Raw genomic sequence first — 18078 nt, forward strand, 5'->3', positions numbered from 1 at the left:
ACATTCGGCAACGGGTCGGGCAGATGCTGTGGTACATACCAAAGATCAGATTTATGTTTTTGAGTTCAAACTCAATGGCACAGCCGAAGAAGCATTACAACAGATAGATGATAAAGGTTATCTTATTCCTTATATTGCCGACGAGCGGAAACTAATAAAAGTTGGTGTGGAGTTTGAAAAGGATAAAAGGAATATTGGGAAATATCTGATTGAGTAGGAAATCTTATTTGTTCGTTTTTATCCATTCACAAATGATTACTATTTTGTTATGCTGCATTTCGTGTTTTCAAAATGCAGCATTTCACACTTTCGAAATGCAGCATTTTGATCGAACGAAATGCAGCATTTCATCAATACAAAATGCAGCATTTTGAAAATACGCACTAAAATCGGCTCTGTAGCACATACAGAGGGGGTTGAAGTAGGCTGATATCATTGATTTGTTGTTTTCGGACACAGTGAAATAGTTAAACAGGAAGCCACTATTTGGAAATGTTTTTCAACCACCATCACCATAAACTCATACTATATCGGGTATCTGTTTTCTGTTGAAAAACTTTCTCCCACTAGGGATTTTTATTCTTGGATTGTCTTTACAACAGAATCTTAAATAAAACAGTCCATGCAACGCATTCCTAACAAGTACCAGCTTTTAGTGTTTATTTTTTTAATAAACATCCTTTCTTCGCAAGCACAAATGCTTCACAAAGATTATTCATCTCAGGCAGATTCAGTTCTGCAATTAATGACGCTGGAAGAAAAGATAGGCCAGCTCAATCAATATTCCAACGACCGGAAAAATACAGGACCGGTAATTAACAATAAAAATCATCTGGAAGAAATAAGGAAAGGGAAAGTTGGTTCCATGCTGAATGTAACCTCGGTATCCCGCGCAAAACAATATCAGGAAGAAGCTATGAAATCCCGTTTAAGGATACCTCTGCTCTTCGGAATGGATGTGGTTCATGGAATGAAAACAATATTTCCCATTCCTATGGGAGAAGCAGCAAGCTTTGATCTGGAATTAATGAGGAAAACGGCAGAAATAGCTGCAGCCGAGGCCTCTGCACACGGGCTTCATTGGACATTTGCCCCAATGATAGATATTGCACGAGATGCACGTTGGGGCCGGGTTATGGAAGGTGCCGGCGAAGATACATGGTATGGTAGTGAAGTGGCGAAAGCCAGAGTAAAAGGATTTCAGGGTAACAATTACAATGACAGGAGAACGGTGTTGGCATGTGCCAAACACTTTGCAGCTTATGGTGTGGCAATTGCAGGAAAAGATTATACGGGAGCCGATATCTCGGAGAATACACTGCATCAGGTTTACCTACCACCTTTCCGTGCAGCAATCGAAGCAGATGTTGCCACATTCATGAGCGCGTTTAACGATGTTAACGGTATTCCTGCTACAGCACACAAACCGTTAATGAGGGATTTATTAAAAGAAACCTGGAAGTTCAACGGATTTGTAGTGAGCGACTGGGGATCGGTTGGCGAATTGCAGAACCACAGAGTTGCCGCTAATGCCGAAGAAGCCGCATTGTTGGCAGTAACAGCCGGGTGCGATATGGATATGTGCTCGGCCAGCTACATTGGCAACCTCGAAAAGTTGGTTAAAGAAGGTAAAGTAGATATCGCAATCATTGATGATGCTGTAAAGCGTATCCTGACGAAGAAATTCGAACTGGGATTATTTGATGATCCGTTTGGTTACAATTACCGTGAAGCTGAACTGGATGATGAGCTAATTAATAAAGCACATCGCAAAATAGCCCGCGAAGCCGGCAATAAATCTATTGTATTGTTAAAAAACAACGCTGCCCTACCTCTTCCGGGTACAGTGAGAAACATTGCCTTGGTTGGACCGTTGTGTACTTCTCGTTGGGATATGATAGGTAATTGGGGAGCAATGGGTAAACCCGAATATGTTACAACCATTTTAGATGGCTTTAAAACTGCCTTACCGAATTGCAAGATTACACACATTGAAGGATACGATCCAAGAACGAATGAAATAAAAGAGCTTCCGGAACTATCTGGCTTTGATGTAATAATTGTAGCTGTGGGCGAAAAGGCATCAGAATCCGGCGAAGCAAAATCTAAAGTAGATATCAACATCAACAGCAACCACCAACAACTGGTGAAACGCTTAAAAGAAGAATCGAATAAACCGGTTATTGCCCTTGTTATGGGGGGCCGTCCGTTGGTTTTCTCGGCTATGGAACCTTATGCTGATGCTATTTTGGTAACATGGTGGTTGGGTGTAGAAGCAGGAAACTCCATTGCTGATGTTATTACAGGTAAATACAATCCGTCGGCAAAGCTCCCGATGACGTATCCCCGTCACAGCGGACAGTGCCCGATATACTACAATCATAAAAGTACAGGCCGCCCATGGAGCAAAGACAATCAATACACCAGTCGGTACATAGATGAAGATATTCGTCCGGCATATCCTTTTGGATATGGACTTAGTTATACCACATTCCATATATCAGCCCCAGTATTATCTAAGGAACAATACGGCTTTAATGAAAAGATTATTTTGAAAACCACGGTAAAAAACACCGGAAACTACAAAGGAAAAGAAACCGTACAGCTTTATTTGCAGGATGTTGTAAGTTCTGTTACACGTCCTGTTATAGAGCTTTGCGGCTTTCAACAGGTTGAATTGGAAAAAGGAGAAGAAAGAGAAATTGAATTTGTACTAACAAGCAAAGATCTGGGCTTTTTCAATATATATAATGAGTTTGTTACTGAACCGGGAGAATTTAAATTGTTTGTAGGGAATAGTTCGGAGAATGCAACAATGCTTAAATCAGCAAGTTTCTATTTGGCAAAATAGTTTTGAGAGTTTTAAACTCATTTTTGAAACGCTGAGTTACGCTAAGTTTTAACCTACTCGTTTGGTTCAGTTAGTGGCTGAATTGAGGAGTTTTCACCACAGAGGACGCAGAGGACACAGAGTTTTAATTTGATATTATGCCGCATGGATTCCATGCGGCATCCCACTACTCAACTACTTTACCTCCTCTACCTCACTTTACCTCCTTTCCCTTTAGGGGTTTTTGTATCTCGGTTGTCTATACTATTCAGGCGCTTATTTATATATTTGCATAGAAACGAAAAACACTATGAAACACGATATAAGCTTCAATGAAATATACCAGCAGTACTACAAAAAATCTTTTTTGTTTGTGAAGTCATATACCAATGACGCTGATGCAGCCGAGGATATTGTTTCCGATTCCTTTATTAACCTGTGGAGTGCTATAAAAAAAGGAAATGTTCAAAATCCGTTAGCCTTGCTTTTGTCTATTCTCAGAAATGAGTCTTTGAATTACCTTAAACACCTCAAGGTGAAACGTACAGCCATGGAATCAATTTCCTCTAAATTAAGCCGTGATTTGGATTACAGGATTTTGAGTCTGCAAGCCTGCGACCCGGAAGAAATTTACTCTTCCGAAATAACCGAAATAGTAACCAGAACGCTGCTTTCGCTGCCCGAACAAACCCGGCGGGTGTTTGAGATGAGCCGTTACGAATCGCGCCCGGTTAAAGAAATAGCCGAAGAGCTATCCATTAGCACAAAAGCGGTAGAGTATCACATAACCAAATCGCTCAAGGCACTTCGTTTAGCACTCGATGATTATCTGCCTTTATTTTATTTTTTGTTTTTATTTAATTAATACCGAATTCCATTTAGGGGTTCTTTTATTTGTGTTGTCTATGTACTAGCAAACGGCCACGTGCCGCGAAGCTTTAAATTAAAATTAAGATGATAGAACAAACCATACTTCAAAAATACCTGGAAGGAAATGCCACTAACGAAGAAATAGAATTAGTTGTAACATGGCTCGATTCGAGCGAAGACAATGTGCAACAACTCATAAAACTCCGTAAGCTGCACAACATCTCCATTTTCAATGAACCAATCAAAGAAAATAAACGCAAAACAACTATCCGTACGCGTAAAATTATGTACGAAGTTGCAAAAGTAGCAGCCATATTCCTGCTTTTTGGAGTTGGTAATTATTTTCTCACTAATAAAAAAGAAGAAGCATCTACACAACGCTTTTATGTACCACCTGGCCAACGTGCCGAACTGATGCTTCCTGATAGTAGTATTGTTTGGCTCAACGCACAAACCACGCTGAATTATTCGTCCGACTTTGGTAAAAGCAACCGTAATATTGAACTAAACGGAGAAGCCTATTTTAAGGTAAAAAAGAATCCAAACCTTACCTTCGTTGTTAAAACTAAGGATATAGATATAAATGTATTGGGAACCGAGTTCAACGTCATATCTTATCAGGATGAACCCCATACCGAAGTATCGCTTCTTTCAGGCTCTATCCGCATAACCGGTTCGCAGATACCGGACGAAGGGATTACTATGAAAACAAATAACTACTTTAGGATAGTTCAGGGCAAATACGAAACTTTTGGCATACAAGACTATGATTATTTCAGATGGAAAGATGGAATACTTAGTTTCAGCAACGAACCTATAGGGAGTATTATGAAAAAACTCGAACTATATTATGACACACATATAGAAGTGAAAAACGAATCATTGCTTAAACTACCCTATACCGGAAAATTCCGTTCGAAAGATGGAGTAGAGCAAGTGTTAAAAGTATTGCAACACGAACTTAAATTCACTTATACCGTTAATACCGAATTAAATCTGATAACTATAAAATAAATACGCCTATGTAGAAATACGATTACCGGAAAACAAAAAGACCGGATTATGTTACAGCATATTCCGGCCTTAGGTCAGTACCATTATGACCAACAATAATTATTGATTTTAGTACCAACATCGAATTATGCAAAGTTATGAAAAAAAACCTTGTAGGGATTACTTTACCCAAATTGTTAGCCAAAAACAAACATTTTTTCCGAATTATGAAGTTAAACTTAATCTTTTTGGTCCTTAGCATTTCTTGCTGTTATGCTACGACCGTGAATTCACAAACCACACCAGTTAGCATCAATGCAACTGGTCAGCAGATTAAGGTTGTTATTGATCAGATAGAAGAGCAAACAGATTACCTGTTTGTTTACAACAACGACAATGTTGATCTTACACCCCGTGTTACCCTCAAAGCAGAAAACACTTCGGTGGCTAATGTACTTTCGCAGGTATTCCAAAACACTGGTATTATCTATGCAATGGAAGGAAATAATATTCTGCTTATAAAAGAAAACAAGCTTGAAATAATAAAGCAGGATAAAACAATACAAGGTTCTGTTAAAGACCAGTACAACGAACCCGTTATAGGAGCCAGTGTTCTTGAAGTGGGTACCTCAAACGGAACCATAACAGATATTGATGGGAATTTCTCACTCACCGTATCATCCGAATCGTCTGTAATAAGGATTAGCTACATAGGCTATGTAGATCAGGAAATACGCGTAGGCAACAAAAATAACTTAGCTGTTACATTGGTTGAAGATGCACAGTCGCTCGACGAAGTTGTTGTTGTAGGTTATGGTGTAGTTAAAAAGAGTGTAGTAACCGGATCTATCTCTAAAATTACCGGCGATGATATAGCCAATGCACCCGTAATGCGTCTTGAACAATCCTTACAGGGAAGAACATCCGGGGTAAGTGTTGTTAGCAGTTCCGGTCAGCCCGGTGCTGGTGCTACCGTACGTGTACGTGGGGTTACTTCTATCAATAACAGTGATCCGTTGTATGTTGTTGATGGTCAGGTAATACCAATTGGCGATATAAACTTCCTCAACCAATCGGATATCGAATCTATTGAAGTATTGAAAGATGCTGCTTCTGCCGCAATTTATGGTACCAAAGCCGCCAGTGGTGTTATTTTGGTAACAACCAAATCGGGTAAAGCAGGAAAAATGAAGCTTAGTTACAACGGATACTTCGGATTGCAAAGTCCTGAAAAGAAACTGGACTTAGCCAATGCAACCGAGTATGCAACATTACGTAACGAATCGTCCGAAGCTGCCGGAAAGGGTATAATATTTGATAATGTAAAGTCGTTAGGAAAAGGTACCGACTGGCAAGATGTTATTTTTAGCAACAGTGCAAAAATACAGAACCACGAATTCAGCATAAACGGAGGAAATCAGGTATCTACTTATTACGGTTCTTTCAGCTATTTCGATCAGGAAGGTATTGTAATGCCCGATGCATCTAAGTACAAACGTATGACATTCCGTTTAAATACCACACACGAAATAAAACCGTGGTTAAGAATGGGTGCAAACGCAACCTATACTTACATTAAAAACAGTAACAATGTATCTGCCAATACCGAAAGAGGTGGTGTATTGAACTCGGCAATCAATATTGACCCTATAACTCCGGTTGTGATTACCGATCCCGAAGAAATGGCACAAAACCCGTATGCAAACCAACCGGTTATGCGCGATAAATATGGAAACCCTTACGGTGTATCGAAGTATGTAGCCAACGAAATCAGTAATCCTTTGGCGTATGCAAAAACAAAAGACGGAAACTATGCGTGGACACACAATATTATTGCAAACGCATATCTTGAAATAGAACCCATTAAAGACCTTCGTGTTAGATCGCAGATTGCAGGGAAAATGACTTTCTGGGGTAACGAGTACTTTACACCGCTGTACTACCTCAATACTGTTCTAACAAATCTGGAACAAACTAAATACGATCGTGCATTGAAAAAAACATTGTTGTGGTCGTTAGAAAACACTGCTTCGTATTCTAAACAGTTTGGCGATCATTTTGGCTCTGTTATGATAGGTAACAGTATTCAGGATCGTACAGCCGACGGACTGGAAGGTGTGTTCAGAGGAATTCCTGCTAATAACTTTGACGATGCATCGCTGAACTACTCATTGCCGGATGAAAAAAGAGTAGCCAAAGGATTTGAAGATCAACCATACAGAATCAGTTCTTTCTTTGGCCGTGTAAGCTACAATTACAAAGAAAAATATATGTTTACCGGAATTGTACGTGTAGATGGTTCTTCACGCTTTGGTCAGAACAATCGGTACGGAACATTCCCATCGGCATCAATTGGTTGGGTACCTTCGCGCGAGGCATTCTGGAAAGAAAACAAAATTATTAACTCACTCAAATTACGCCTGTCGTACGGGGTTACCGGTAACGATAACTTTGGTGCATTCAGTTATGTATCTACAATCGGAAGCGGACGTAACTATGTATTTGGCCCGGATAACACCATCAATATTGGTTACAGCCCTAACGGACTTGCCAACCCCGATTTGAAATGGGAAAAAACAGCCCAAACAAACGTTGGTATCGATCTGCGTTTCCTCGATAACTTCAGCCTGTCTGTCGATGTGTATAAGAAACAAACCAGAGACATGCTTTTAGGAGTAAGTTATCCTAAGTATGTAGGTCTTAATGGTTCTTCGTATGGAAACATTGCCGATATGGACAACAACGGTATCGAAATAGAACTTGGGTATCAAAAGAAATTTGGTGATTTTAGTCTGGATGTAAAAGGAAACATATCGCATGTAAAAAATGAAGTGGTTTACTTGGGCGATGACAAAGACTATATTGATGGAGCCGAATTCCAGGCAAGCGATTATCGTATTACCAGAACTGCCGTAGGCCATCCTTTCCTTTCTTTCTATGGTTTCAAAACACAGGGAATTTTCCAGACACAGGAAGAAATTGATAATTATAAGAACTCAAAAGGAAAAGTTATCCAGCCTAATGCCAAACCCGGTGATTTCCGCTTTGCAGACTTAGACGATGATGGAAATATATCAGGAAGCGACAGGGATTTCCTTGGAACAACCATTCCTACCTGGTTCTATGGGTTAACCGTAAATATGGCATATAAAGATTTCGACCTGTCTATTTTTGGACAAGGCTCGGGCGGAAACAAGATTTTCCAGGGATTGCGTCGTTTAGATATCCAAACTGCCAACTACAGTGCAGAAGCACTTAACCGTTGGACTGGTCCCGGAACTTCGAACTCGTATCCACGCCTTACTGATTCGGACACGAACCGTAACTTTACCAAACCTTCTGATTTTCATTTGGAAGACGGAACTTTCTTCCGTATTAAAACCGTGCAGTTAGGTTACAATGTTCCACAACGGATTATTCAGAAAATGAGTTTGAGCCAACTGCGCCTGTATGTAACAGTAAATAACCTGACTACATTTACAAAATACTCTGGTTACGATCCCGAAATATCAGGAAGCATCGACAGGGGTATCTATCCGCAGGCACGGTCCTATATGTTTGGTTTAAATCTTTCATTTTAATAAATCATGATATTATTTTTAGAACACAGAGACACAGAGGCACAGAGATTTTAATAGTGCCTATGTATATTTGAAACCTCTGTGCCTCTGTGTCTCTGTGTTCAAATTAATTATATAACAAACAATTACTTATGAAAAAATATATTTTAGCAATAAGTCTGTTTACAATTATATTTTGTAGCTGCGACGACTTTTTAGATGTGAAGCCCAAAGGGCTCGATCTTGAATCGGAATATTACTCAAATCCTCAGGAAGCTTATGCTGCTTTGGTTTCTATTTACCAACCATTAAGAGACATTTGGTCGTTGCATGTTATGGGAGCAACCTCAGCATCCGACGAGTGTTATCTGGGTGGCGGTGGTGCTGCCGACTGGAACCACTTTCAGGTATGGGGTAACTATACACTGGACGAAAGTGTAGGGCCACAGTCATCCTTCTGGGAGAAAGCCTATCAGGGAATTTATCGTGCCAATGTACTACTATCGAAGATTGATAATATACCCGGTATGACCGATAAAGCAAGAAAAGAACACATTGCCGAAGCTAAATTTCTGCGGGCATATTTTAACTTCTGGCTGGTACGTAATTTCAAGAATGTGCCCTTGGTAACCACAGTGTTGAATGCAATGGAAGTGTATGACATAGAGCAGGCCAAACCCGAAGATGTGTATGCACAGATTGAGAAAGACCTGAACGAAGCCATCCCCGACCTGCCGGAAACAAGACCGGATGCCGAAAAGGGACGCATTACCAAAGGTGCCGGATATGCTATGTTGGGCAAAACTATTTTGTACCAAAACAACACAAGCAGAATGCTTGAAGCAGCCGAAGCTTTTGAAAAAGTAAATTCATCTTCTCATTATGCTTTACTCGAAGATTTAGGAGAAATGTTCAGCCCCTACAATAAGTTCCACTCCGAATCAATTTTCGAAGCTACTCATAAGGGAGAAGCTACCGGTTTTGGTAACCGTTTGGGCGACTATCTGGGTATCCGCGATTACATAGGCCCTCATTTCCACAATGGATATGGATTTAATCCGGTTATTCCTGAGTTTGCAGAATCAATGAAAGACGATCCACGTTATCCATACACCATCATAGATATGAAGGATCTGGAAGCTGAGGGTGCAACATACTCAAAAGGCTATATGCACACCGGTTATTTTACAAACAAATACTCACCAAAGAAAGAGTATATCAATCCATCTTATCCGGCTGCTACAAACTGGGAAATGAATGTGATTGAAATTCGCCTTGCCGACACATACCTTATGCAGGCCGAAGCAATTGTAAGAGGTGGAGGAGATGTTTCTAAAGCCCAATACTATCTTGATAAAGTTAGAGCAAGAGTAGGTTTAGACCCGGTTCCTGCAACACTCGAAAACATTTACGAGGAACGCCGGTTAGAACTGGCTACCGAGGGACATCGCTGGTTCGATTTAGTAAGAACCGGAAAAGCTGCGGAAGTATTGGCTTTCAGAGGTTTTAAAGAAGGTGTACACGAGATATTGCCAATTCCTATTTCGGATATGAACTCAACGAAACTGGTACAGAACCCGGGGTATAAATAACGGTTTATTCGCTACGAAGTGGCAGGTTAGTTCAGCCCCAGGCAACGTCGATGCCTGAGGCTGAATTCATTTTTTTATATCCAAAATATTTGTATCGCAAAGAAAAACAAATCATTTCTATAATCAACAGCTTAATTTTCACACATGTGCGGCTTGTTACTTTTTCGTACATATTGGCATAAAAACGACTTTGATTATATTCAAGAATGGAAGGGTTAAAGGGGATTAAGACACTTCAGAACATCTAGCGAACCAATAACTCACAAAGAAAAGATACTACAAACGAAAGAATACCAAAAGCAACGGTCGTAGAATTCCGTTGCAACAATAGAAAAGAAGAGAAAAGAAGAGAAAAGAAAAGAAAACAACAGCAGAAAAAGAAAAAGAAAAAGAAACTGCTGCTGTTGATGATAAAGGCATGAAAGCGTATAAACCCTGTAGGGATACCCCTTGTGGGTATCCTGATTGTTAACCATTGATACAAGGGGAACCATTATCAGGATACCCACAAGGGGTATCCTTACAGGGTTGCAAAAGAAAAGAATGTGCGCATCTGGCTGTGGCTCTACAGCACAGATGTGAACCGCAACAACGCTTTCGAGGAAGCATTTGCCCTGTACCGCGACTGGGGTGTAGTTGGTATTAAGATAGACTTCATGGATCGTGACGATCAGGAGATGGTAAACTGGTATCGCAAAATCATCCGTACCGCGGCTCAAAATCGTCTCATGGTAAACTTCCACGGATCGTACAAGCCCGACGGAATTGAGCGCACCTACCCCAACATGATGACCCGTGAGGGTGTGCTGGGCGAAGAATATTCCAAGTTCTCGGACCGCATTATCCCTACCCACAACGTTACCCTGCCCTTTACCCGTATGTTGGCTGGGCCAATGGACTATACACCGGGTGGATTCCTCAACGTAACGCCTGAACAGTTTAAACGACAGTCGCCTACACTGGTAATGAATACGCGCTGTGCCGAACTTTCCAAGTTTGTGATTTACGAAAGCCCATTTACTGTATTTTGCGACCATCCCAAACATGTGTTGGGTGAACCGGGTAGCGATTTTCTGCAAATCGTTCCTACCGTGTGGGATGACACCCGCTTTATTGCCGGCTATCCGGGCGAGTTCATAGCAATGGCAAAACAATCTGGAGATACATGGTTTATCGGAGCGATGAACAATGATGTGGCGCGGACCATCAGCCTTGATACCAGCTTTCTGCCGGCTGGCAAATATGAGTTAGAATACTGGGAAGATACTAAAGATGCAGGAAAGAACCCAACTAAGTTACGTAAAGGCCGCATAACAATACAAGCTGGCAAACCTGTAAAGATACAGATGGCCAATGGAGGAGGATATGTGGCAGTAGTGAAATCGCTATAATAATAAAACGTATGAATAAGAACAAACTCAAAGCATTATTTATATCAGTAGCACTAAGCAGCTCGCTGGCTGCTCAAGTCCAGCAAGGTAATCCGGAAGCGACACCTTATCGTCAAGAGAAAGCTGCACCAGGTAAGTTTGCTCCCACTTGGGAATCTTTATCGCAATACGAAACTCCTGAATGGTTTCGCAACGCTAAGTTCGGTATTTGGGCCCATTGGGGCCCACAATGTCAGCCCGAAGCAGGCGACTGGTACGGCCGCGCCATGTACGAGGAAGGTGGCGATGCTTACAAGGTACACATCGAAAAGTATGGCCATCCTTCGGAATTCGGCTTCAAGGACGTAATAAACGAGTGGAAGGCTGAGCGTTGGGACCCCGAAAAGTTAGTAGCTCTTTACAAACGTGTGGGCGCCCAGTACTTCTTTGCTATGGGAAATCACCACGATAACATGGACTTGTGGAACAGCAAGTATCAACGTTGGAATTCCGTGAACATGGGTCCTAAGCGCGACATTCTAGCCGAGTGGGAAAGAGCTGCCCGCAAACACAAACTGCCATACGGCGTAAGTATACACTCCTCGCACGCGTGGACGTGGTACGAAACTGCTCAGGGGGCCGACAAAACCGGTCCTTATGCCGGTATCTCTTACGATGCTCGCGTGGTGACTAAAGAAGATGGCCAAGGTAAATGGTGGGAAGGCTATGACCCGCAGGAACTTTATGTACAGAACCACTCACTCAGTGAGCATGCATGGAAAGCATGGGACTGGCCTGAAGGAACCTCTGTGCCCACGCAGGCGTACTACGATAATTTCTTTGACCGCACAGTCGACATGATAAACCGTTATAATCCTGACCTCATTTATTTCGATGACAGCGTATTGCCTTTCTGGCCCATCAACAACACTGGTATGGATGTGGTGGCACACTACTACAACCACAACATGAAACAGAACAAAGGCAAACTGAATGCCGTTGTTTTTGGCAAAAAGCTACAAGATCAGCACAAGGAGGCCTTGGTATGGGATGTAGAAAAAGGTATTCCTTCGCAGTTGCAATCCAAACCCTGGCAAACGTGTAGTTGCCTTGGAAGTTGGCACTACCACCGTTCGGCCTACGAAGACAACTGGTACAAATCCGGAAAAATGGTTGTGCATATGCTCATCGACATCGTAAGCAAGAATGGAAACTTGTTGTTAAGCGTACCCATGAAAGGCGACGGAACTATTGATGATAAGGAAGAGAAAATACTGGAAGACATCGCCGCTTGGATGGATGTTAACCGCGAGGGTATCTTTGACACTCGCCCTTGGCATATCTTTGGTGAAGGGCCTGCTGCCGAAACCGCTATTCCACTGGATGGCGCAGGTTTCAACGAGGGCAAGAACGAACCGTACACCGCAGCCGATATCCGCTTCGTGGAGAAGGGAACAACAATCTATGCCCACGTAATGGAGTGGCCGGCGGACGGGAAGGTATTAATCAAATCTCTAGCCTCTAACAGCCCATATCATAAAGGAAGTATCAAAAAAGTAGAACTGTTGGGTGGCGGAAAAGCCGAATTCCAAAGAACAGCTAAAGGGCTATTGATTAGTCTGCCAAAAGGCAAAAAACCGAATGATATTTCGCTGGTATTGAAGATTACAAATTAATGAAAGAACATAAGAAACATGAAACAAATCTTTTTAACGATCATCTGTCTGTTTATCGCCTTTGGTGCATCAGCGCAGAAGCAACATAAGGTTACCTCGCCTAACGGCCGCATTACCGCAACAGTTACTATTGGTGAGAAACTAACTTATGCCATTGCCCACGACGGCGAAACGATTCTTCACGAATCTCCCATCTCCCTTACTCTTAGCAGCGGAGAAGTGTGGGGCGACAAACCTCAGCTTGCGCAGAGCAGTCAAAAAAGCATTCATCAAACCATTGTATCGCCTTTCTACCGCAAAGACAAGATCGACGATGAGTACACCCTGCTCACCCTTAACTTTAAAAAACAATGGAGTGTAGAGTTTCGGGTGTACAACGATGGTGCAGCCTACCGCTTCGTTAGCAAGCGTTCGAAACCCTTCACGATCGCTGCCGAAGAGGTAGCTTATAACTTTGGTTCCGATGTGAATGCTACTGTACCTTATGTAATGTATGGTACTGATGGCAATTACGAATCGCAGTTCCACACCTCCTTCGAGAATACTTATACTACGGATAAGCTCTCGAAACTCAATAAAGAGCGCCTCATGTTCTTGCCGCTGATAACAGAAACCCCCAGTGGGAAGAAAATCTGCATCAGCGAGTCTGATCTTGAAAGCTACCCTGGGCTCTTTCTTACCACTGCTGCCGGCAACCACTCACTAACCGGCATGTTTGCAGCCTATCCCCGCACAACAGAGCTGGGTGGGCACAACATGTTGCAATTCTCCGTAACCGAGCGCGAACCCTACATTGCCAAGGTTTCCGGACCTCGAACATTTCCCTGGCGCATGGCAATCATCACTACAGCCGACAAGGATCTGGCCAATAGCGACATGACCTACAAGCTTGCCGCCCCCTCGCGTATTGCCGACACATCATGGATTAAGCCTGGTAAAGTAGCTTGGGACTGGTGGAACGATTGGAACATTACCGGCGTAGATTTTGAGTCCGGCATCAACAACGATACCTATAAATACTACATTGACTTTGCTGCTGCCAATGGCATTGAATATGTTATCCTTGACGAAGGTTGGGCAGTACACCTCAAGGCCGATTTGATGCAGGTGGTTGATGAGATCGATATCAAAGAACTTGTTGATTATGGCGCTGCCCGTAACGTCGACATTATTTTGTGGGCAGGATTTCACGCCTTCAACCGCGATATGGAGAACATCTGCCGCCACTACTCTGAGCTAGGTGTAAAAGGATTCAAGGTAGACTTTATGGATCGTGACGATCAGGAAATGGTAGAGTTCAACTACCGAGCCGCTGCCACTTGCGCCAAGTACAACCTCATACTCGACCTTCATGGTATGTACAAGCCTGCCGGACTGAATCGCACTTATCCCAATGTTCTCAATTTTGAAGGTGTACATGGATTGGAGCAAATGAAATGGTCGTCGGCCGAGGTTGATCAGATGAAGTACGATGTAACTCTCCCCTTCATCCGGCAGGTAGCTGGCCCAATGGACTATACCCAGGGCGCCATGCGTAACGGCTCGCGAGGCAACTACCATCCTTCGAACTCGCAACCTATGAGTCAGGGCACCCGTTGCCATCAGTTGGGCGCATATGTGGTGTTCGAATCGCCTTTCAATATGCTTTGCGACTCACCCAGCAACTATATGCGCGAACCCGAATCGTTAGAATTTATTGCCGCCATTCCCACTGTTTGGGACGAAACCATTAACTTAGACGGCCGTTTGGGCGAGTACATTGTTACTGCCCGCCGCAAAGGTAGCGTGTGGTACATCGGTGGAATGACCAATTGGGATGCTCGCGACCTCACAGTCGACCTTTCGTTCCTCGGCACTGGTGAGCACACTATTACCCTTTTCAAGGATGGCGCGAATGCACACCGCAACGGGGTGGATTATAAGAAGGAGAATATTCTGTTGAAAGGGAATAAGGTACTTAATATTCATCTGGCACCCGGAGGCGGATTCGCACTTCAAGTGAAGTAATCATAAATTAGGGATAAACAACAAACAATATGAAACGAATCACATTTTTCGTTATTTCGCTCTGCCAACTATGCCTGGTATTCGCTCAGTGGGGGCCGCAAAGCAAGGTTGTCCATAGCAGTATGCACAGTAAAGTGCTCAACGCCGAGCGGGAGTATAGTATCTACCTGCCCAAGAGCTACGACGCTGAGCCGGACAGGAAATACCCTGTTCTCTACCTCCTTCATGGCATGACAGATACCGACAAAGCTTGGTTTTGGCGCGGACATGCTCACGAAGTTATCGATCCGCTCATTGCCTCGGGCGAAGCTGTCGAGATGATCATCGTCTCTCCCAATGCAGGTGGTAGTTTCGATGAAGGCCACTGGAATGGATATTTCGACATGCCTGGCTGGAAGTACGAAACCTTCTTCTTTACCGAATTTCTGCCCTACATAGAAAGCACCTACCGTGCAATTGGTAACAAAGCCAACCGTGCTGTAGCTGGTCTTTCCATGGGCGGTGGAGGGGCCACAGGTTGCTAACGAATAAAAAAGGAACACAGAAACTCTCGCACCAGGTTCTGAATGGTGTTTATGAAGACAGCCGGGGGCTACTTTGGATTGCCACAGCCGAGGGACTTAATATTTACGACCGCAAGAACGATGAAATTATTATACCCGTTGCCGACCAGATATTGGGTAGTGAAATAATTCTAGGCATGGTCGAAGATAACAACAAAAACATGTGGATTACTACTACCAGCTGCATCTTCAATGTTATAGTAAGTAGCGATCCGCGCACAGGAGTATTTACATACACAGCTCATCGATACGGCGAATTAGATGGTTTGCAGGGGCAGCAGTTTAATACACGCTCTATTATTAAAACCCACCGGGGCGAAATTGTAGCTGGTGGTATTCAGGGACTTAGTTTCTTTTATCCCGAAGCATTAAAGTACAACAACGAAACTCCCAAGATAGAATTTACAGAATTGCAACTCTTTAATCAAGCAGTTAATATTGATAGCGTGTATGGTGGAAACCGCATCCTGACACAGTCTATTAACCATACAGAAGAAATAAGGCTGAAGCATCGCCAAAATGTTTTCTCTGTTTCTTTTTCGGCCATGAATTATATTCTGCCCGAAAAGACCCATTATATGTATATGCTTGAAGGGTTTAATCCGGATTGGCTTGCCACAGACGTCAACAAATTAACCTACACCAGCTTACCCCCCGGAAAATATACACTCAAAGTAAAGGCTATTAATAGTGATGGTTTTAGTAACCACGAAATATCCGAACTTAAAATCGTAATTGATCCTCCTTTCTGGGCATCTCCTATTGCTTACATACTATATTTCCTTATTGTAATAGGTATTCTTTTGTTGGCACGCAGGCAGATATTACGCAACGAACGGCAAAAATTTAAACTGGTACAAATAGAACAAGAGGCGCAACAAAAACATGAGATTGATGATATGAAACTGCGCTTCTTCACCAATATAAGTCATGAACTGCGTACACCACTTACTCTGATTATCTCGCCGCTGGAAAATGTAATCAGGCAAATTGAAAGCAAAGACCAGAAAAACAAGCTTGAGATGGTGCATCGTAATGCCATGCGACTGCTAGGTATGGTAAATCAGTTGTTAGACTTCCGCAAAAGCGATGTTAAAGGTCATCAACTTAACCCTGCTCAGGGAGATATTATTGACTTTATCCATACCATTAGTAACTCTTTCAATGAATATTCGGAGAAGAAAAACATACGTCTTATCTTCTTCTCGGCCATCAAAGAATTACTGATGGTGTTTGATGAAGATAAGATGGGTAAAATAATCATGAATCTATTATCCAATGCCTTTAAGTTTACTCCCGAAGGCGGAAGAGTAGATGTATCTTTAGACCTGTTGACTGCCACAGATGAACAACCGGAACAGTTCGAAATAAGAATATCGGATACTGGTATTGGTATTAAAGATGAGGACAAGGAACTTATATTCGAACGTTTTTATCAGGTTCAGCAAAAAGGACAAAAAACCGCCGGAAGCGGTATTGGGCTGCATCTGGTTAAAGAATTTGTTGCTCTGCACAACGGAACAATTACCGTACTCGATAATTTGGGTAAAGGAAGCATGTTTATAATAACGCTTCCGGTAGTGCATGCACAAATTGTACAGGAACAACAGGTTGTTAAACCAATAGAAGAAGAAATAGAAACTGTTGACTTGCCTTTGGATGATGAAGAAAGTATAGATGAAGAAGCAAAAGCCAAGGAAAGCGCATTGCCTGTTATTCTTATTGTTGATGATAATGAAGATTTTCGTCTTTTTATGCACGACAGCTTATCATCTGAGTATATGGTAGAAGTGGCAGCTGATGGAGCCAAAGCATGGGAAATGATACCCGAGCTACAGCCTGATATTATTGTGAGCGATGTAATGATGCCCGAAATGGATGGTAATGAACTTTGCCGACTTGTGAAAACAGATATCCGGACTTCGCATATCCCATTGATTTTACTTACTGCCCGTTCGGCCAAAGAACAAAAACTGGAAGGTCTGGAAAGCGGAGCTGATGATTACATCACTAAACCATTCGATTTTGATATACTTAGCTTGCGCATTAAAAAGCTGTTGCAACTACAACAAAAACGACAGGAGAATTTTAATCCGCAAATGGAAATTGCTCCCAGCGAAATAACAATAACTTCGTTAGACGAGAAGTTGATAAAGAATGCCATTCAGTATGTAGAAGACAATATCAGCCGGAACGAACTATCGGTTGAGGAACTGAGTAGTGAACTAAACATGAGCCGTGTGCATCTGTATAAAAAGATGGTTTCTATTACTGGAAAAACGCCTATCGAGTTTATACGCATAATCCGTTTAAAACGGGCTGCACAGTATTTACGCGAAAGCCAACAAACAATTTCTGAAATAGCGTATCAAACAGGATTTAGTAATCCCAAGTATTTCAGGAAATATTTCAAGGAAGAATTTGGTGTTTTACCTTCCGAATATCAAGAGAAGGAAGGAACATAAAGTTCAAGTCAGAAGGAACATAAAGTTCAAATCAAGAGGCCAACGGCCTCTATGCAATCGAGTAGACTGCCCTGCCGGTGTCGCCCGGCAGGGAGAGCCTCTCACACCACTGTACGTACGGGTCACGTATACAGCGGTTCGTTAAGATATGG

General features: G+C 42.4%; 11 protein-coding genes and 1 pseudogene. All 12 read left to right on the plus strand.

Annotated features, from left to right (window positions below):
• Positions 1–217: PD-(D/E)XK nuclease domain-containing protein (locus tag D0T85_RS22830; protein ID WP_239060740.1), on the plus strand; the 217-nt coding region annotated here is incomplete at its 5' end.
• A gap of 405 nt (positions 218–622) precedes the next feature.
• A complete protein-coding gene (locus tag D0T85_RS15245) occupies positions 623–2851 on the plus strand; it encodes a glycoside hydrolase family 3 N-terminal domain-containing protein (protein ID WP_163214384.1) in 2229 nt (742 codons plus the stop codon).
• A 289-nt stretch (positions 2852–3140) separates the two neighbouring features.
• Positions 3141–3695 carry an RNA polymerase sigma-70 factor gene (locus tag D0T85_RS15250; protein WP_163214385.1) on the plus strand — a complete coding sequence of 185 codons (555 nt, stop codon included), beginning with the start codon at positions 3141–3143 and terminating at the stop codon, positions 3693–3695.
• 89 nt (positions 3696–3784) lie between these two features.
• Entirely contained in the window at positions 3785–4714 is a 930-nt protein-coding gene (locus tag D0T85_RS15255; protein ID WP_203558496.1) for a FecR family protein, read from the plus strand.
• A 263-nt stretch (positions 4715–4977) separates the two neighbouring features.
• On the plus strand, positions 4978–8274 hold the full coding sequence (locus D0T85_RS15260) for a TonB-dependent receptor (protein WP_203558497.1): 3297 nt from the start codon (positions 4978–4980) through the stop codon (positions 8272–8274).
• A 131-nt stretch (positions 8275–8405) separates the two neighbouring features.
• Positions 8406–9845 carry a RagB/SusD family nutrient uptake outer membrane protein gene (locus D0T85_RS15265; protein WP_163214386.1) on the plus strand — a complete coding sequence of 480 codons (1440 nt, stop codon included), beginning with the start codon at positions 8406–8408 and terminating at the stop codon, positions 9843–9845.
• 542 nt (positions 9846–10387) lie between these two features.
• A pseudogene (locus tag D0T85_RS23070) lies at positions 10388–10921 on the plus strand (glycoside hydrolase family 97 catalytic domain-containing protein); the annotation flags it as partial.
• Positions 10922–10987: 66 nt separating this feature from the next.
• Positions 10988–11236 (plus strand): glycoside hydrolase family 97 C-terminal domain-containing protein, encoded by a 249-nt coding sequence (locus D0T85_RS23075; protein ID WP_370459977.1) that lies wholly within the window; start codon positions 10988–10990, stop codon positions 11234–11236.
• An 11-nt stretch (positions 11237–11247) separates the two neighbouring features.
• Positions 11248–12891 (plus strand): alpha-L-fucosidase, encoded by a 1644-nt coding sequence (locus D0T85_RS15275; RefSeq protein ID WP_163214388.1) that lies wholly within the window; start codon positions 11248–11250, stop codon positions 12889–12891.
• 18 nt (positions 12892–12909) lie between these two features.
• Positions 12910–14898 (plus strand): glycoside hydrolase family 97 protein, encoded by a 1989-nt coding sequence (locus D0T85_RS15280; protein ID WP_163214389.1) that lies wholly within the window; start codon positions 12910–12912, stop codon positions 14896–14898.
• A 29-nt stretch (positions 14899–14927) separates the two neighbouring features.
• A complete protein-coding gene (locus D0T85_RS15285; RefSeq protein WP_163214390.1) occupies positions 14928–15422 on the plus strand; it encodes an alpha/beta hydrolase-fold protein in 495 nt (164 codons plus the stop codon).
• The gene (locus D0T85_RS15290) at positions 15416–17926 is read left to right on the plus strand and encodes an ATP-binding protein (RefSeq protein ID WP_163214391.1); all 2511 of its coding nucleotides are present in this window, start codon (positions 15416–15418) and stop codon (positions 17924–17926) included. Before D0T85_RS15285 ends, D0T85_RS15290 begins: the two co-directional genes overlap by 7 nt.
• The last annotated feature ends 152 nt before the right edge of the window (positions 17927–18078 follow it).

It is taken from the genome of Bacteroides sp. 519 (assembly GCF_010500955.1).
In the GTDB taxonomy this organism is placed as follows: domain Bacteria; phylum Bacteroidota; class Bacteroidia; order Bacteroidales; family Bacteroidaceae; genus Bacteroides.

Bases quoted from the DNA above. Each gene is read 5' to 3' on its own strand.
- D0T85_RS15245 (WP_163214384.1), top strand. From the start codon at position 623: ATGCAACGCATTCCTAACAAGTACCAGCTTTTAGTGTTTATTTTTTTA.
- D0T85_RS15250 (WP_163214385.1), top strand. From the start codon at position 3,141: ATGAAACACGATATAAGCTTCAATGAAATATACCAGCAGTACTACAAA.
- D0T85_RS15255 (WP_203558496.1), top strand. From the start codon at position 3,785: ATGATAGAACAAACCATACTTCAAAAATACCTGGAAGGAAATGCCACT.
- D0T85_RS15265 (WP_163214386.1), top strand. From the start codon at position 8,406: ATGAAAAAATATATTTTAGCAATAAGTCTGTTTACAATTATATTTTGT.
- D0T85_RS23075 (WP_370459977.1), top strand. From the start codon at position 10,988: ATGGCAAAACAATCTGGAGATACATGGTTTATCGGAGCGATGAACAAT.
- D0T85_RS15275 (WP_163214388.1), top strand. From the start codon at position 11,248: ATGAATAAGAACAAACTCAAAGCATTATTTATATCAGTAGCACTAAGC.
- D0T85_RS15280 (WP_163214389.1), top strand. From the start codon at position 12,910: ATGAAACAAATCTTTTTAACGATCATCTGTCTGTTTATCGCCTTTGGT.
- D0T85_RS15285 (WP_163214390.1), top strand. From the start codon at position 14,928: ATGAAACGAATCACATTTTTCGTTATTTCGCTCTGCCAACTATGCCTG.